Origin of the sequence: Pseudomonas sp. 1912-s (assembly GCF_029269205.1) — a bacterium.
Lineage (GTDB): Bacteria > Pseudomonadota > Gammaproteobacteria > Pseudomonadales > Pseudomonadaceae > Aquipseudomonas.
Map to the genome: position 1 here is coordinate 53,913 of NZ_JARIXR010000015.1, position 14,303 is coordinate 68,215.

Annotated in this window: 11 protein-coding genes; 3 read left to right on the forward strand and 8 right to left on the reverse strand. The window is 60.3% G+C overall.

What is annotated here, in order from left to right; all coding sequences use genetic code 11:
- Nucleotides 1–20: 20 nt before the first annotated feature.
- A complete protein-coding gene (locus tag P3C29_RS19175) occupies nt 21–2,480 on the reverse strand; it encodes a UvrD-helicase domain-containing protein (RefSeq protein ID WP_275965196.1) in 2,460 nt (819 codons plus the stop codon).
- A gap of 217 nt (nt 2,481–2,697) precedes the next feature.
- Here P3C29_RS19175 and P3C29_RS19180 point away from each other — a divergent pair, with 217 nt between their 5' ends.
- Nucleotides 2,698–3,393 carry a pirin family protein gene (locus P3C29_RS19180; protein WP_201123975.1) on the forward strand — a complete coding sequence of 232 codons (696 nt, stop codon included), beginning with the start codon at nt 2,698–2,700 and terminating at the stop codon, nt 3,391–3,393.
- Between the two features lie 125 nt (nt 3,394–3,518).
- On the opposite strand, the gene pgm is transcribed toward P3C29_RS19180, so the two are convergent.
- From pgm to P3C29_RS19200, 4 genes are all read right to left on the reverse strand, one after another.
- Nucleotides 3,519–5,162: a phosphoglucomutase (alpha-D-glucose-1,6-bisphosphate-dependent) gene (pgm, locus tag P3C29_RS19185; RefSeq protein ID WP_275965197.1), complete on the reverse strand. Its 1,644-nt coding sequence runs from the start codon at nt 5,160–5,162 to the stop codon at nt 3,519–3,521.
- Between the two features lie 106 nt (nt 5,163–5,268).
- Entirely contained in the window at nt 5,269–6,675 is a 1,407-nt protein-coding gene (locus P3C29_RS19190) for a PLP-dependent aminotransferase family protein (protein ID WP_275965248.1), read from the reverse strand.
- Between the two features lie 36 nt (nt 6,676–6,711).
- Complete coding sequence (locus tag P3C29_RS19195) at nt 6,712–8,133, reverse strand: hypothetical protein (RefSeq protein WP_275965198.1); 1,422 nt, start codon at nt 8,131–8,133, stop codon at nt 6,712–6,714.
- A 660-nt stretch (nt 8,134–8,793) separates the two neighbouring features.
- A complete protein-coding gene (locus P3C29_RS19200) occupies nt 8,794–9,816 on the reverse strand; it encodes a zinc-dependent alcohol dehydrogenase family protein (protein ID WP_275965199.1) in 1,023 nt (340 codons plus the stop codon).
- Nucleotides 9,817–10,064: 248 nt separating this feature from the next.
- Between P3C29_RS19200 and P3C29_RS19205 the strand changes: the two genes are divergently transcribed.
- Nucleotides 10,065–10,979 (forward strand): LysR family transcriptional regulator, encoded by a 915-nt coding sequence (locus P3C29_RS19205; RefSeq protein WP_003217142.1) that lies wholly within the window; start codon nt 10,065–10,067, stop codon nt 10,977–10,979.
- 228 nt (nt 10,980–11,207) lie between these two features.
- Here P3C29_RS19205 and P3C29_RS19210 read toward each other — a convergent pair whose 3' ends face one another.
- The 3 genes from P3C29_RS19210 to P3C29_RS19220 are packed head-to-tail and all read right to left on the reverse strand — an operon-like array spanning nt 11,208 to nt 13,194.
- On the reverse strand, nt 11,208–12,008 hold the full coding sequence (locus P3C29_RS19210) for an acetoacetate decarboxylase family protein (protein WP_275965200.1): 801 nt from the start codon (nt 12,006–12,008) through the stop codon (nt 11,208–11,210).
- 20 nt (nt 12,009–12,028) lie between these two features.
- Nucleotides 12,029–12,709 (reverse strand): type 1 glutamine amidotransferase domain-containing protein, encoded by a 681-nt coding sequence (locus P3C29_RS19215; RefSeq protein WP_201123968.1) that lies wholly within the window; start codon nt 12,707–12,709, stop codon nt 12,029–12,031.
- Nucleotides 12,710–12,747: 38 nt separating this feature from the next.
- Nucleotides 12,748–13,194 carry an acetylacetone-cleaving protein gene (locus P3C29_RS19220; protein WP_275965201.1) on the reverse strand — a complete coding sequence of 149 codons (447 nt, stop codon included), beginning with the start codon at nt 13,192–13,194 and terminating at the stop codon, nt 12,748–12,750.
- A 215-nt stretch (nt 13,195–13,409) separates the two neighbouring features.
- On the opposite strand from P3C29_RS19220, the gene P3C29_RS19225 reads away from it, so the two are divergent.
- Nucleotides 13,410–14,285: an NAD(P)-binding domain-containing protein gene (locus P3C29_RS19225; RefSeq protein ID WP_275965202.1), complete on the forward strand. Its 876-nt coding sequence runs from the start codon at nt 13,410–13,412 to the stop codon at nt 14,283–14,285.
- Nucleotides 14,286–14,303: the final 18 nt, after the last annotated feature.

The window sequence follows — 14,303 nt, forward strand, 5'->3', positions numbered from 1 at the left end:
CACCCTGGGGTGGCCCTTTTTCATTTTCGCTGATCATCAAAAAACGCTTTGTCCCCGGCCACCCGGTCCGATGCTTTCGGCACGTTTACCCCTTGGCCGTCCTGCGCTTCGACATACCAGTAGCAATGGCTCACCGCCCGGGTAATCCCCACATAGGCCAGGCGCAGCACTTCGTCTTTTTGCGCGCTGTCGTAAGGCTCGGTATCGCCGTCCTTGCCCAGGCCTGCCATGCGGTAAACCTGGTTCTTGTACGGCGAACTGGTCAAATGCTGGCAATCTCCCAGCAGGAACACCGCATCCGCCTGCAAGCCCTTGGCGCTGTGATAGGTCAGTTGCTTGAGCCGACGAGCATCGTACGGCAAGCTAGAATCCAGATTAACTACAGACTTAATATGCTCTTGTATCAATAGCTTATCGCTGCTTTTTCGATACAGCATCAATATCGAATCACCCTTTTGATAGTGCGCCAGCAGTTGCTGGCCCAGGGCCGCGTCATCCCGATCACGCACGGTCACCGGCACCAGCGCCTTCGGGGTTCCGCTCGCCTTGGCTTTCTTGCCGCTGATGGCCGGGGCGGCCCGTACGATATGTTCGGCGGCATCGATAACGTGCTGATGGCTGCGGTAGTTCTCGCCCAGCATCACCCGTGTGGTCGCCGGAGACGGGAATTCCTTGTTGAATTCCATGAAGTACTTGGGCGAACTGCCCCGCCAGCCATAGATCGACTGCCAGTCATCCCCCACGCACAGCAGCGAAGAACGCTGGGCGCCACGCCCTACGTGCATGGCCGGGCCACGGCTGCGAATCTCCCGCAGGCTGGCGCGGATCCACGAGACAATCTGCGGCGACACGTCCTGGAACTCGTCGATCATCAGGTGCGACATCGGTCGCAGCAGGCCGTCGCTCAGCAGCTTGAGGTTTTCCGGGGTGTTTTCGCCAAACAGCGAGAACATCCGGTTATAGGTCATGACCGGTGGCGACTGGTCCAGCAGATGATCTTCCAGGGCTTTCCAGAAGATGCTCAGGGCCTCGAAGTAAAAGCGGTCCGGGTCATCCTTGGCAAAACTCATCTTGCCCACGGCCGTGGGCACGTCCAGCCCCAGGTTTTCGATAAACCCGGCGGCGGCGACAAAGCTGTCCAGCAGTGGCGCGGAACTCAGCTCGCCCTTGACCTTGTAATCGAAGCCCGGGCCCGCAGTTGCGTCGCCCGCCAGGCTGCTCAAAATCCGCTTGGATGAATCGTAGCTTTCAAGCCATATCAATGGCTTACGGCAGAAAGCTTGAAACAGTGTGCGCTTGACCGCCCACTCTGCGCGTACCGACAGCTTTGAGCCCGGGCGGCTGACCTGGGCGTTTTCCCGAGGATCGAAGCCGAGTACCACCCAGGCATCGAGTTCGGCGATGTAGCCGTGGCAGTGAAACTGCGCGCCGTTGATATCGAAGGTCTGGCGATTGGGCTCAATGCCCTTGATCGGCCAGGCGCCCGCGCGAAACCACAGGTCTTCGATCACATCGCAGAGTTCTTCATCGCGCTTGGCCGCCAGTTCGGTCACGGCCACGCGTTTTTGCACGTCCGGATGGTCACGTTCCAGCTCCTTGAGCTGCAGGGCATGGCGCGCCAGCGGGGCAATCAACTCGCGGAAGCGTTCGTGACGGCCGTGCAGCTGGTGATAGCAGGCGTTCAACTGCTGGCGCTGGGCGTCGTTGATGCGCAGTTCGAACGGATTGCTGTCGGCTTCATCAAACCCCGCTTCGGTGCGGGCGTTGAGGTTCTCAAAGGCTTGCAGGCGCTCAAGGCCCGGCAGGCTGCGCACCATCGGCAGAATGCGCGAGTGAAAGGTGCGCACCACCGCTTGCGCCTCTTTCATTCCAAGGGGTTGGCCCCACAAGGCGAGAATGTCCATGAGCTTGTTGATGAAGTCTTTGCGCGACTCGCGGGTGAAGGTCACCACCGTCATCGAGCTGAGTTCAAAGCCCAGGTAATGGGTCAGCAGCAGGATACGCAGCACCAGCGAAGTGGATTTGCCGGCGCCGGCACCGGCAATCACCGAAGTGGACGGCGTATCACTGAAAATCATCTTCCATTGGGCCGCGCTTGGCTGGGCATGCGCCGGCAGCAGGCGCGCCACATCGGCCTTGATGCGTTTTTTCAGCTCGGCGGTCAGCGGCAGGCGCCAGTCGTCGAACAAGTCGTCGTCGACGCACGGCGCGGTGTGTTCATCCGGGCGGAAGTCGCGAATCAGCAGGACCTGGCGGCCCTCTTCAATGCCATCCGCCTTGCCTTCCTGGTAACCGTACTCCACACCAGCCGTGTGGCCGCTGCGAAAGCCATCGGCCTGGCCATGCAGCCATGAAAAACGGTGCTGGGCGCGCAGCCGCGTCAGGCCGTGACCGAATAATCGGGCGGCAAGCCGTTTCAACAGGGGCATTTCGGCCAGTGGCCGCAGTTCGGGAGGCAGATCGGGGGTGTGTTGCGGCACGCGGACTCCTGCGATGCTTTAACTCGGACAAGAGCCCTATGTTCGCCGCAAATGCCCCTCAGTTCCAGCCAATTACTTTGCGCTCAGGCAGTTAGGCGATGAAGTGAAGACAAGCCCTGAGCATCGGCATCGAAGCATTCGATAGGAATCCTGCATTTTTTACGCTTTTTATCGATCTGGCGCTGATGGATCATGGCCCCATCCACAGGAGACGATCATGCTTGAACTTCGACCTTTCAACACGCTGGGCGGCGCCAATCACGGCTGGCTGGACGCTCACCACCACTTTTCCTTTGCCGAATACCACGACCCCAAGCGTATGCACTGGGGCAACCTGCGGGTATGGAACGATGACCTCATTGCACCGGGCACCGGCTTCCCGCAGCACCCGCACCGCGACATGGAAATCATCACCTACGTGCGGGAAGGCGCCATCAGCCATGCCGACAACCTGGGTAACAAGGGCCGTACCGAGGCCGGCGATGTTCAGGTAATGAGCGCAGGCACCGGGATCGCCCACAGCGAATACAACCTGGAAGCCACGCCAACGAAGATTTTCCAGATCTGGATTATTCCCAACGAGGCGGGTTTACCGCCGTCGTGGGGCGCCAAGCCGTTTCCGAAAGGTGATCGCGAAGGGTTTGTGACCCTGGCCAGCGGCAAGGCCGGAGACAGCGAAAGCCTGCGCATTCGTGCCGATGCTCGCCTGGTGGCGGCCAACTTGAAAGCCGGTGAAAGTGCCGAGTATCGGCTGGACAACGGGCGTCGGGCGTACCTGGTGCCGGCGACCGGGGTGATTGAAGTCAATGGCTTGCGTGCACACGCTCGAGACGGTGTGGCGATTGAGGATGAACAGGTGTTGCGGGTGACGGCGGTTGAAGACAGCGAGATCGTGTTGGTCGACCTGGCTTGACGCAATTCAATGTGGGAGCCGGGCTTGCCCGCGATGCAGGCACCTCGATGTATCAGATACACCAGGGTGATGCCATCGCAGGCAAGCCAGCTCCCACAAAAGCCAGGCTCACTTCAGGTGTGGTGTTACTGGGATATCGCCCCGTCCACCAACACCTGCGCCTCTTCCACCAGTTGCTTGAGGTGGTCTTCACCGATAAAGCTCTCGGCGTAGATCTTGTAGATGTCCTCGGTGCCCGAAGGCCGCGCGGCGAACCAGCCGTTTTCGGTCATGACTTTCAGCCCGCCAATCGCCTGGTCGTTACCCGGCGCGTGGCTGAGAATCTGCTGGATGCTTTCCCCTGCCAGTTGCGTGGACGTCACCTGGTCCGGCGACAACTTGCCCAGCAAGGCTTTCTGCGCCGGTGTCGCCTTGGCGTCCACCCGGATGGCGAACGGCTCGCCCAGCGCGTCAGTCAAGCCGCGGTAGATCTGGCTCGGGTCCTGGCCTTTGCGTGAAGTCATCTCTGCGGCCAGCAGTGCCGGGATCAAACCGTCCTTGTCGGTGCTCCAGACGCTGCCGTCCTTGCGCAGGAACGAGGCGCCGGCGCTTTCTTCGCCGCCAAAGCCGAGGGAGCCGTCGAACAGGCCGTCGGCAAACCACTTGAAGCCCACCGGCACTTCGTACAGGCGGCGGCCGATGCGTTTGGCCACGCGATCGATCAAGCCGCTGCTGACCACGGTCTTGCCCACCGCGGCATCCGCGCGCCACTCAGGACGGTTCTGGAACAGGTAGTCGATGGACACGGCGAGGTAGTTGTTCGGCGCCAGCAGTCCGCCGGTTGGCGTCACGATGCCGTGGCGGTCGTGGTCCGGGTCGCAGGCGAAGGCCACGTCGTAACGGTCCTTGAGGCCGATCAGGCCTTGCATGGCGTAGCTGGAGGATGGGTCCATGCGGATCTGGCCATCCCAGTCGACGCTCATGAAGCGGAAGGTCGAATCGACTTCGGTGTTCACCACGTCCAGGTTCAGGCGGTGATGCTCGGCGATGGCCGACCAGTAGCGCACCCCTGCGCCGCCCAGCGGATCCACGCCCAGGCGCAGGCCGGCGTTGCGGATCGCATCAAAGTCGATGACGTTGACCAGGTCGGCCACGTAGGTGTTGAGGTAGTCGTGGCGATGGGTGGTGTCAGCCTTAAGCGCCTGGGCGTGGGTGATGCGTTTGACCCCGGCCAGTTTATTGGCCAGCAGTTCGTTGGCCTTGGCTTCGATCCATTTGGTGATGTGAGTATCGGCCGGGCCACCGTTAGGCGGGTTGTACTTGTAGCCGCCGCTTTGTGGCGGGTTATGGGACGGCGTGATCACGATGCCGTCGGCCAGGCCGCTGGTACGGCCACGGTTGTAGCAAATAATGGCGTGGGAAATCGCCGGTGTCGGGGTGTACTCATCGCCTTCGGCAAGCATCACGTGCACGCCGTTGGCCGCCAGCACTTCCAGGGCGCTGGCGCCCGCCGGGGTGGACAGCGCATGGGTGTCCAGGCCAACGAACAACGGGCCGTTGATGCCTTGGGCCTCACGGTAAAGGCAGATGGCCTGGCTGATGGCAAGCACGTGCCATTCGTTGAAGCTCAGGTCGAACGAGCTGCCCCGGTGCCCGGAGGTACCAAAGGCGACGCGCTGGGTGGAGATCGCTGCATCAGGCTGGCCGGTGTAATAGGCCGTTACCAGTCGCGGGATGTCTACCAGCAGTTGAGCTGGTGCCGGCTTGCCCGCAAAAGGACTGAGAGTCATGCATAAACCTCTGAAAAAGAAGGATTCGGAAAAAGAGTGCAGTTTACTGGGAGTTGGACTGCTCCGCGACGTTATAAATCCTACAACAATCAGCGATATTTCATTCTCATTCGGTCTGCGCCTGGGTCAATGCCAGGGCCAGGTCGCTCAGGGCGTTCCCCAGGTTGTACGCCCCGTCGAACGTGTGACTGAGCCGCAGGTGCTGGCGATGCAGGCCACTGATGCTGAACAGCTCGCCTGGCGCTATCACCACCTGCCGGCCGAGCAGCCGTTGAAAGACCTGGCGCATGTCCACCGCCGCCCGGGAGCGCAGCCAGAAGGTCGCGCCCGCCGCCGGCATTTGGTAAGTCACGTGATCCCCCAGGTGCTCGTCCAGGCGCTGGCTCATTCGCCAGGCCTGGTCTTTGAGCTGGGGTCGCAACTCCCGCAGGTGCTGGTCGATCCGCCCGCTCTGATAGAGCCGGGCAATGGCGCGCTGGCGGATAGACGACAGCCGGAACGCACGCAGCAGGAACTGGCGCTGCAACTCGCTGCCGAGGTGGCGCGACAGCAAATATCCAAAGGGCGCTTCCGGCCCGAGCACTTTCTCGAAGGTGGAAAACACCATCAGTCGCTCGGGGTTGGCCAGGTCCCGCAGCGCAGTGATCGGCTGTTCGAAGCCAAGGTCGCCATGGCTGTCATTTTCTAACAACCAGCACCCATGCCGGTCCAGCAGCCGTACCAATTGCATGCGGTCATGGTTGGACAAGAGGACGCCCGACGGCAGGCTGACGCCTGATGACAGCAGCGCCAGTTGCACCGGTTCATTGTTGAGCAACTGCTCCAGCAGCGTCAGGTCCAGGCCGTCGTCCGCCGTGAACGGCAATTCGATGATCCTCACCCCCGCCCCCTGCAACAACCGCAGAATCAGCCAGTCACAGGGTGATTCCACGATAACGGCGGCGCCCTTGAGCCCCAGCACCTCAATCAGGATCTCCAGCACACCGCGCAGGTCGGCGCCGATGTACACCTCGTCCGCCTGCCAACAACGGGTGGGCGACGAGGTATAGCGCGCCGCCAGGGCTGCACGCAGTTCCCAGACGCCGCACGGCTGCGACCATGGCTGCAAATGGCGCGGGTAATGACGCAACAGTTCGCGTTCCAGCAGCAGCAGCGCCCCGTCCAGAGACACCCCAAGCGCCGGCTCGTCGGCGCTGAGGACCAGCATGCCCGGGCGCCGTGCATTCGCATAAAGCCTTTCCAGCAGGTCACCACCACTGCTGCCGGGCGGTTTATTCAGCACCGGCCAGGCGTAATAGCCAGACTTGGCCACCGAATAGACCCGGCCTTCCTTCTCCAGCAATGAATACGCGTATTGAATGGTCGAGATCGACACGTTCAGGCGCTCCGACAGTTGCCGCAACGACGGCAACTTCACCCGGGCATCGGTGCCGACCTCGTTGATGAGGTTGATCATGTAGCGATACACCGCCTGGTAGGCGAAGTCGGTTTGCCTGTCATCCTTGAAGCTCATCGCCGTCCACCCACCGTCACCCATGGCGCCACCCGCTTAACGCCCGGACAGTTGGCAGGTTGCAATGGCGGGCGCGACTTGTTGCGGCGCCGTGGCCATGCACGGAACTTCCGTGGCAGGCCGCTTGCGATAAAGGTGTTGCAGCAAGTCGATCGGTAACCCGCTGATGTCGGTAGCCCATTGCCCGAGCATCTCGGCCACCGGTTTGCCTTGCAGTGCCTTGTGCAGCTCAGGGAGTGCCACCAGCATGCCGGGGTGGCATTGGCGCAAAAAGCTGTCGAGGCGTTCGCCATGACGGATAAACGGCGAAAACATCAGGCAGTTCAGTTGATTTTCGTCCAGGCCAAACAGCTCCTGGGTGTAGCCGGCTGCCAAGGCACGCCCTTCCTGGGTCGCCGCCTGGGCAATCAGCTGTTCGGGCATCTGCTTGCGCCGCATGAACGGCATGGCCTGCTGCACAAAGCCCGCTACGCCCTCCGCATAGTCCAGTTCCCGCAGGCACTCGGCTTGCAGGCCGCGCAGATGGGCCATCAGCAACGGATTCACGTAGGCCGGATGACTGTGATGAAACCCGAACTCGTCCGGCTGGTAGGCCAGAAACTGGCGCACCAAAGGCCCGGACGAGTATTCGACCGCTTCCACCAGGTCGGCAATACCGATATAGGCGATGTGGCGGTGGTCGTCCTTCTCGGCCATATCGGCGACTTCGTGGTGCTCGCCGTACAGGTCGCAGTAATAGCCGTTACTCCACTCGTCCATGCGCGCGAACAACCCGCTGAGAACCAGGGGTTGCCGCGCGGGAACCGCTACGCCGGCCGACAGCGCAGCCTTCTTCAGCCACGCCAGGTACGCGCGCTGCTTGCGTGTGGAGTCACCGCTGACCAGTGCATGCACGCCGCCATTCCAGGTGCTCACGCGCTGGTAAAAGTCACCGAGGGCCAGGTAGCCGTCATTGCACAGCGTCTGGCGAAGATCCCCGGAGGTCAGGTGGCCCACCATCAACAGGTTGCGCCGGCTGGTGTCGCGCGCTACGCCGGAGGCCGGCCGCAGATGATTGAACGGCAACACCTCCTGATTCTCCACCATCAGCAGTTCGACACGCGGATCGTCATGCAGAAACAGCGCGCTGTAGCCGCGATGCAGGGTGTCCAGCGCGGTTTGCGTCATCCCGGCATGGCGCAAGGTGGCGACGCGCAATTGAAAGGTGCGCGGCGTGCGGCCCGCGAGGGTCAACTGCGCCGCACGCAGCAACGCCAGTGCATAGCTGCTGCCGGCGCCTGTGCCATGGGCGACCAATACCTTGTACTCACCGATCCGCTCCATGCCACCTGCTGCCACGACGATGCGTTGAATCAACAACTGAATCGAGGTGCGTTCTGTTCGAGAAAAATGCCCTACCAAGCGTTGCAATACTTGTTGATAGACATAGTTCATGGCTTGCTCGTGAATAGCGCTCATAGTTCTACTACCTGAGTTGAAATATCAGTTTCGGGCAACCGTTAACGGCACTTGCCGGACCTGTTGTTTCTGTAGGGGGGCGTTGTCTATTGCAACATGTGACATTCAATGAAGATTAGCACCGGGCCATACCCGCCGAGGGGCACTTCGAGGGGCTTCCAGCCCCCGGAAACGCCCGGCATCGCGGCGCGCAGCTCAACCGGGCAGCCCTAGGAATGCTCTTACAACTTCCTACGCTGTTTTAACTTGGAAACTAAAGAAGCATCCGACACAAGCAACTTTAATAATGGTTTTCCGCCGGGACAGGCACACGGAACGTTATTGGGTTTAACGGATGCACAGGGTGATTTCAGATATTCAATCATTGCTCAATCCTTGAGATGAAAGTGACCGGGCAATTATCAGCGCTTGAATAATGATTAACAGATACAGAACCCGAGCTAAAACCAGTTCAGATGGGCGCATGCAGTGGGTCTGGAGCGTCCAGACACGACAACGCCGCGCTGGGATTCAGGGCGGCGTCAGGGGGAGGCAGCTGATTTACCGGGCTGAAACGCTTAAGTCCCRGTTTAAACGGCGAGCAGGTTAAATCCTGTCAAATGGCGCATTTGCCCCATGCGCCCGGGGGCAGGAATACTCGCTTGAGAATATTCCCACAGATCAAACAGCTTCTACCTGCAAGGCAACACGCTCGCGGCATGGACATTCATCCATATAGCGGTGCGCTTCGACGAATTGGCTGAAGGGAAATACCGTGGTTTTCAGCGGTACCAGCACCTTGTCGGCCGTCAGTTGGTTGATGTCACGCAGGGCGCGCTGCAAGGCTACCTGGTCCTGGATGATGCCCAGTTCCGGTTTGCCCGTGAAGTTGCCGATACAGTGCACAAAGAACTGTATGTTCTTCTGGAACGCCGCACAGGCCGGGAATGGCGTCTGGTTGCCACCTTGCAGGCCATACAGCACCAGGCTGCCACGGGGCGCCAATACGTCGCCCAGCAGCGACATCTGCGGGCCACCCAATCCATCGAACACCACGTCAACGCCGCGGTTATCGGTGAGCTTGTTGACTTGCATCAGCAGGTCCTGTTCCTCGGTGACGATGACCTTCTCTGCACCGAGGGACAGCAGGTACTCACGCTCGTCGCTGGTCTTGGTCGCGGCTATCACCCGTACACCCAGGGCTTTGCCCAGTTGCACGAACGACGGGCCGGCACAGTGGCTGGCGTCTGTCACCAGGGCGAATTGCCCGGGTTTGACCCGCGCCAGGTCCATGTACGCAAAATAGGCAATCAGCAGCGGCGTGTAGTGCACGCTGGCTTCAATCGGGCTCAAGACATCCGGGTAACGGGTCAGGGCCGAACGGGGCAGGACGATCTGTTCGCCATACACCGGATAATCATTGGGGCTTTCGGCCGGGAAGCTGGCGACCTTGTCACCCACTGCCAGGTCGTCGACACCCTCGCCAACCGCCACGACCACACCGGCCATTTCATGGCCCAGGCCTGATGGCAGGCGGGCATGGGACGACGCCAGGTTCTGGCGCCACAGGATGTCGTACCAGCTGATGCCAATCGCCTCGACGCGCACCTGCACTTCGCCCGGTGCGGGCTTAGCGGCTGCATGCTCTTCGCATTTGAGCACCTCGGCCGGACCAAACTTGTGAAAACGGATCGTGCGGGACATCGCAAACCTCGTCAAAGTAACCTCTATTGCCATGAACTCTATCTGGGCTTTCGGAGCAAGACCACCGGTCGCCGTTAATAGTCGACATGCCTGTCATTGATTCCGCACATACGGAAAACGTACCAAGCCATGTAGGAAAACTGAATTAGCCGGTGCAGAGTACCAGCCTTTCCCCGTAAGATTCATGCCGGTCATTGTTCTTATATGACCGCTCCCGTCAAGTTTACTGACGCCGCCTGGGACACAAGATGAACCGTAACGACCTGCGTCGTGTCGACCTCAACCTGTTGATCGTATTCGAAACCTTGATGCATGAGCGCAGTGTGACCCGCGCTGCCGAGAAATTGTTCCTTGGCCAGCCGGCCATCAGCGCGGCGTTGTCGCGCCTGCGCGGCCTGTTCGACGACCCGCTGTTCGTGCGTACCGGGCGCAGCATGGAGCCGTCGGCCCGTGCGGTGGAAATCTTCGCCCTGCTCTCCCCGGCCCTGGACTCGATTTCCACGGCCGTCAGCCGCGCGTCCGAATTCGACCCGGCCACCAGCACCGCCGTATTCCGCATCGGCCTGTCCGACGACGTCGAATTCGCCCTGCTGCCCCTGCTGCTCAAACGCCTGCGGGCCGAAGCCCCTGGCATCGTGCTGGTGGTGCGTCGGGTCAACTACATCTTGATGCCCGGCCTGCTGGCCTCCGGGGAAATCTCCATCGGCGTGAGCTACACCACCGATTTACCGGCCAACGCCAAGCGCAAGGTCCTGCGCCGCAGCAAACCGATGCTGCTGCGGGCCGACAGCATGCCGGGCTCCATGAGCCTGGACGACTTCTGCGCCCGCCCCCACGCCCTGGTGTCATTCGCCGGGGACTTGAGCGGTTTTCTGGATGAAGAACTGGAGAAACTCGGTCGCAAGCGCCACGTGGTGCTCGCGGTGCCGCAGTTCAATGGGCTGGGGACTTTGCTGGCGGGGACCGATATTGTCGCGACCGTGCCGGACTATGCCGCTGAAGCGTTGACTTCAGCCGGTGGCTTGCGGGCTGAGGAGCCCCCATTGCCGGTGCGCACGTTTGAATTGCACATGGCGTGGCGCGGCTCCCAGGACAATGATCCGGGGGAACGTTGGTTGAGGTCGCGGATTCAGATGTTCTTTGGGGATCCGGATAGTCTTTAAGGCCCCCCCTCACTGCGGTTGCTGGTGATGTATTCCTTGCCGAAGGCGTTTTTCGGATGGTGTCGGACGTGTAGCCCAGGCGCAGTTCCTGGCTGAACATGTCGCCAGCCTGGTTAAGCCGCAGCTAAAAAAGTGCAAAAAAAAGGCGCCTTTTCAGGCGCCAAAAGGGCTACCGCACAATTTCATCATGCACCGGGCATCGGCAGGCCCGGCAGAACGGTCGTGGTACTACGCCGGCCGGAGCGTTTTCTGGAAGCGCGCCGGCTTGCGAAACAGTCGGAAATCATCGAATTTCTGCCCATAGATAAACGGCAGGTAAGCCTCCCCATCCGGCAGCACCTCCAGCCGTGGCACCGTCCAGCTAGACTCACCTTCGGTGTAATAAGCCGTGCCAACTGACACCACGGGAATGGTGTGAAGGGGGTCCAGCGCCGTTCCGCTGAGTTTCAAGGTCCCTGCCCCGACACGTTTTACCCGCAGGTTTTCCTGGTTCTTCATGCAATTCAAAATCGGCTCGTGCTGCAGGCCGTAACCCGAGGAGTGAGGCACCGCCTTGATTTCAAAATCGTAGGCTTCACTGCTTGAAGGACCGAGGTTTTCGCCAAACTCGGCCTCGATCTCGATCAAGCGTGCACCGTTACGCTCACAGAACCCATAGGCTTCGTGGCCATCGAGATAGACCTGGGCAATACCGGTTTTCTTCGCCTCCCCCCACATCTCCCGACCGATCGTGACGGGCATGTCGCCACTCACAATCAACACCAGCATGGTGGTGCCTTCAAGCTCCTTGTACCGGCACTTGAGGGAAATGATGCCGCAGTCAAATTCACCGCACAGCTCGCTCTGCCAACGGGAAACGCTGGCAATCGCGGTGGGTGTTTCTGGCAGGTCGAAACACGGTGGCAGCACCGCACGCAAGAACTCGAATGTGGTTTCGAACTCTATCGACAGCGCCTCAATGGTGCAGCGCCCCTCAGACAGAATACGTTGAATTTCTTGAAGTTCTTCTTTGGTTTTGACAAAGCTCATGGCCGTCAATCTCCCTGGATTCAGGCTTTCAATTGTTGGATAACCGCTTCGGCCACGCCTTGCGAAGACGCCGGGTTCTGCCCGGTAATCAACGCACCGCTGACCACCACGTGGCGCTCCCAATCAAGGGTCTTGGAATACACCGCGCCACGCGCTTTCAAGTCCGTTTCGACGAGGTAGGGAACGGCTTTTTCCAGGCCTACGGCGGCCTCCTCACTGTCACTGAACGCCGTCACCTGCACACCTTCGACCAGCGGCCGGCCATCGCGCTTACGTGCGTCGAGCAGCGCGCAGCCTGCATGGCAGATGGTTGCAACCGGCTTGCCTTGGGCCAGAAGTGACTCGATAAGCGCAATGGAGTCGGGCTGATTACGCAGGTCCCACAACGGGCCGTGCCCACCGGGATAAACCGCGGCGCTGACCTGCGAATCGATAATCGCCGACAGTTTGATGGTAGAGCCCAGACGCTCCCTGAGAATGCCATCCGCCCCATAGCGTTTATACAAAGGGTGATCCTTGAAGGCGTCAATCGACAGCGGATCCACTGGCGCGCGCCCACCTTTTGGTGACGCCAGCCGGACCGAGAAACCCGCGTCGACAAAGGTGTAATACGGCACCAGAAACTCCTCGAGCCACAGCCCGGTGTCGCGGCCCGTATCGCCAAAGGAAGCATGCGAAGTCAAAACAAACAAAATACTCATCGAGCGCACCCCACAACGTAGTCATTGAAGACCGGGAATCAGGCAGCGGTCTGCTGTTCCCAAAGAGCCTGAGCACTGGACCAGGTCTGGTTCACTTCCTGACCGTCGGCGGTTCTCCAGGTGATGGGCCCCACCATTTGCAGAATGAATGTGGTGTCGGCAAGCATTTTGGTTTCTTCGTGTTCAGCGCCGGTCGCTTCATACAAGAACCCATGCTGGACACACAGCGCCCCACCCTTTTCCGGGCCTCCCCGCAGTTCGAGAATGCCTTCGAACACGTAGCCTTCTGCGGGGCCATGGTGAATGTGCGGCAACAGAATGGAGCCGTTGGGGCAGTAAAACATGACGGTCCAAATACCGAACTCAGGCGACACGTGCAGCAGTTTCCACTTCACCCCACCGGTATGGAATTGCTCGGGAAACGCCTGCCATTCGACTTGGTCAACCTGTACATAAGCGTCTTGTGGTTTTTGGATAAGGTTCATTTCAGGCCTCACGGTTTGTGTCTATCGGTGGGCACACGCTACAGGCAGGGTTCGGTTGGCCCTATCCAGAATCGGCAATGCACACGCCAGGCACCGTCCCGAAACACACCACCGTGGAGTTGCCAAAAATGGCTATCGACTTGGGGGTTCAGCCCTTAGCTTTCAGGGCGTAGATAACCCGGCGAGTGCGCCTCGCCCCTTCGAGGAATAAGAAGATGACTAAAACAATATCGGTTATAGGCACCGGCCTGATGGGCTCCGGATTAGCCAGCACGCTGCTTGCGGCGGGTCGCAAGGTCACTGTGTGGGACGGTCGCGCGCAGGCCGCCCAACCGCTGGAGGCAAAGGGCGCCGTCCTTGCACCCTCGTTCGAAGATGCCGTTCATGCCAGTGAGCTGATCATCATGATTATCAGCAGTGCGGCGGGCGGAGCCGCGCTTATTGAAAGCCACAGCGAGAGGCTGGACTTGAAGGGGCGCTTTGTGGCCAATCTCAGCACCTCCATGCCGGAAGACGGGCCTCGCTTTCGCGCCGTGGTTGAACGCTGCGGCGGTACCTTTATCAATGCGGCCATCTCCTCCTACCCTGACTTGATTGGCGGGCCTTACACGGCGATCCAATACGCCTGTGCGCCTTGCGCCTGGGATGAGATTGCGCAAACCGTTACGCCGATGGCACCGCAGGGCACCCTTTACACGGGTGAGGACCTCTCGGTGCCACCGATCGTCGATGCAGCCATGACCGGCAGTTTTTACGCGGTCGGCTTGGCAGGTTTCCTGGAGGCTGCGGCCTACGCCAAAACCCAGGGTGTGAGTGCCGGCCAACTGGCAGAGTTCGCAGACAAGATGCTCGACCTGCTGCGCTACAAGGTGCAAAAAAGCATCAAGGAGATCGAGGCCAACGACTTCAGCACCATTCAGGCAACGGTGGACGTGTACCTGGATGCGGTCCTGCAATGGCGCGACGCACTCCAGGCCAACGGCCTGCGGGCCAGCCACATATCGGCCCTCGCCGACGACCTGAAGATTGCCCAGGACGCCGGCCATGGTGCCTTGGGCTTCAACTCGCAATACTTGGTAGCCGGTGCATAAGCCCCGGAACCGCTAAAA

Excerpts from the sequence above, each read along its gene's own strand:
- P3C29_RS19180 (WP_201123975.1), top strand. The coding sequence starts at position 2,698 with ATGCTTGAACTTCGACCTTTCAACACGCTGGGCGGCGCCAATCACGGC.
- pgm (WP_275965197.1), bottom strand. The coding sequence starts at position 5,162 with ATGACTCTCAGTCCTTTTGCGGGCAAGCCGGCACCAGCTCAACTGCTG.
- P3C29_RS19190 (WP_275965248.1), bottom strand. The coding sequence starts at position 6,675 with ATGAGCTTCAAGGATGACAGGCAAACCGACTTCGCCTACCAGGCGGTG.
- P3C29_RS19195 (WP_275965198.1), bottom strand. The coding sequence starts at position 8,133 with ATGAGCGCTATTCACGAGCAAGCCATGAACTATGTCTATCAACAAGTA.
- P3C29_RS19200 (WP_275965199.1), bottom strand. The coding sequence starts at position 9,816 with ATGTCCCGCACGATCCGTTTTCACAAGTTTGGTCCGGCCGAGGTGCTC.
- P3C29_RS19205 (WP_003217142.1), top strand. The coding sequence starts at position 10,065 with ATGAACCGTAACGACCTGCGTCGTGTCGACCTCAACCTGTTGATCGTA.
- P3C29_RS19210 (WP_275965200.1), bottom strand. The coding sequence starts at position 12,008 with ATGAGCTTTGTCAAAACCAAAGAAGAACTTCAAGAAATTCAACGTATT.
- P3C29_RS19215 (WP_201123968.1), bottom strand. The coding sequence starts at position 12,709 with ATGAGTATTTTGTTTGTTTTGACTTCGCATGCTTCCTTTGGCGATACG.
- P3C29_RS19220 (WP_275965201.1), bottom strand. The coding sequence starts at position 13,194 with ATGAACCTTATCCAAAAACCACAAGACGCTTATGTACAGGTTGACCAA.
- P3C29_RS19225 (WP_275965202.1), top strand. The coding sequence starts at position 13,410 with ATGACTAAAACAATATCGGTTATAGGCACCGGCCTGATGGGCTCCGGA.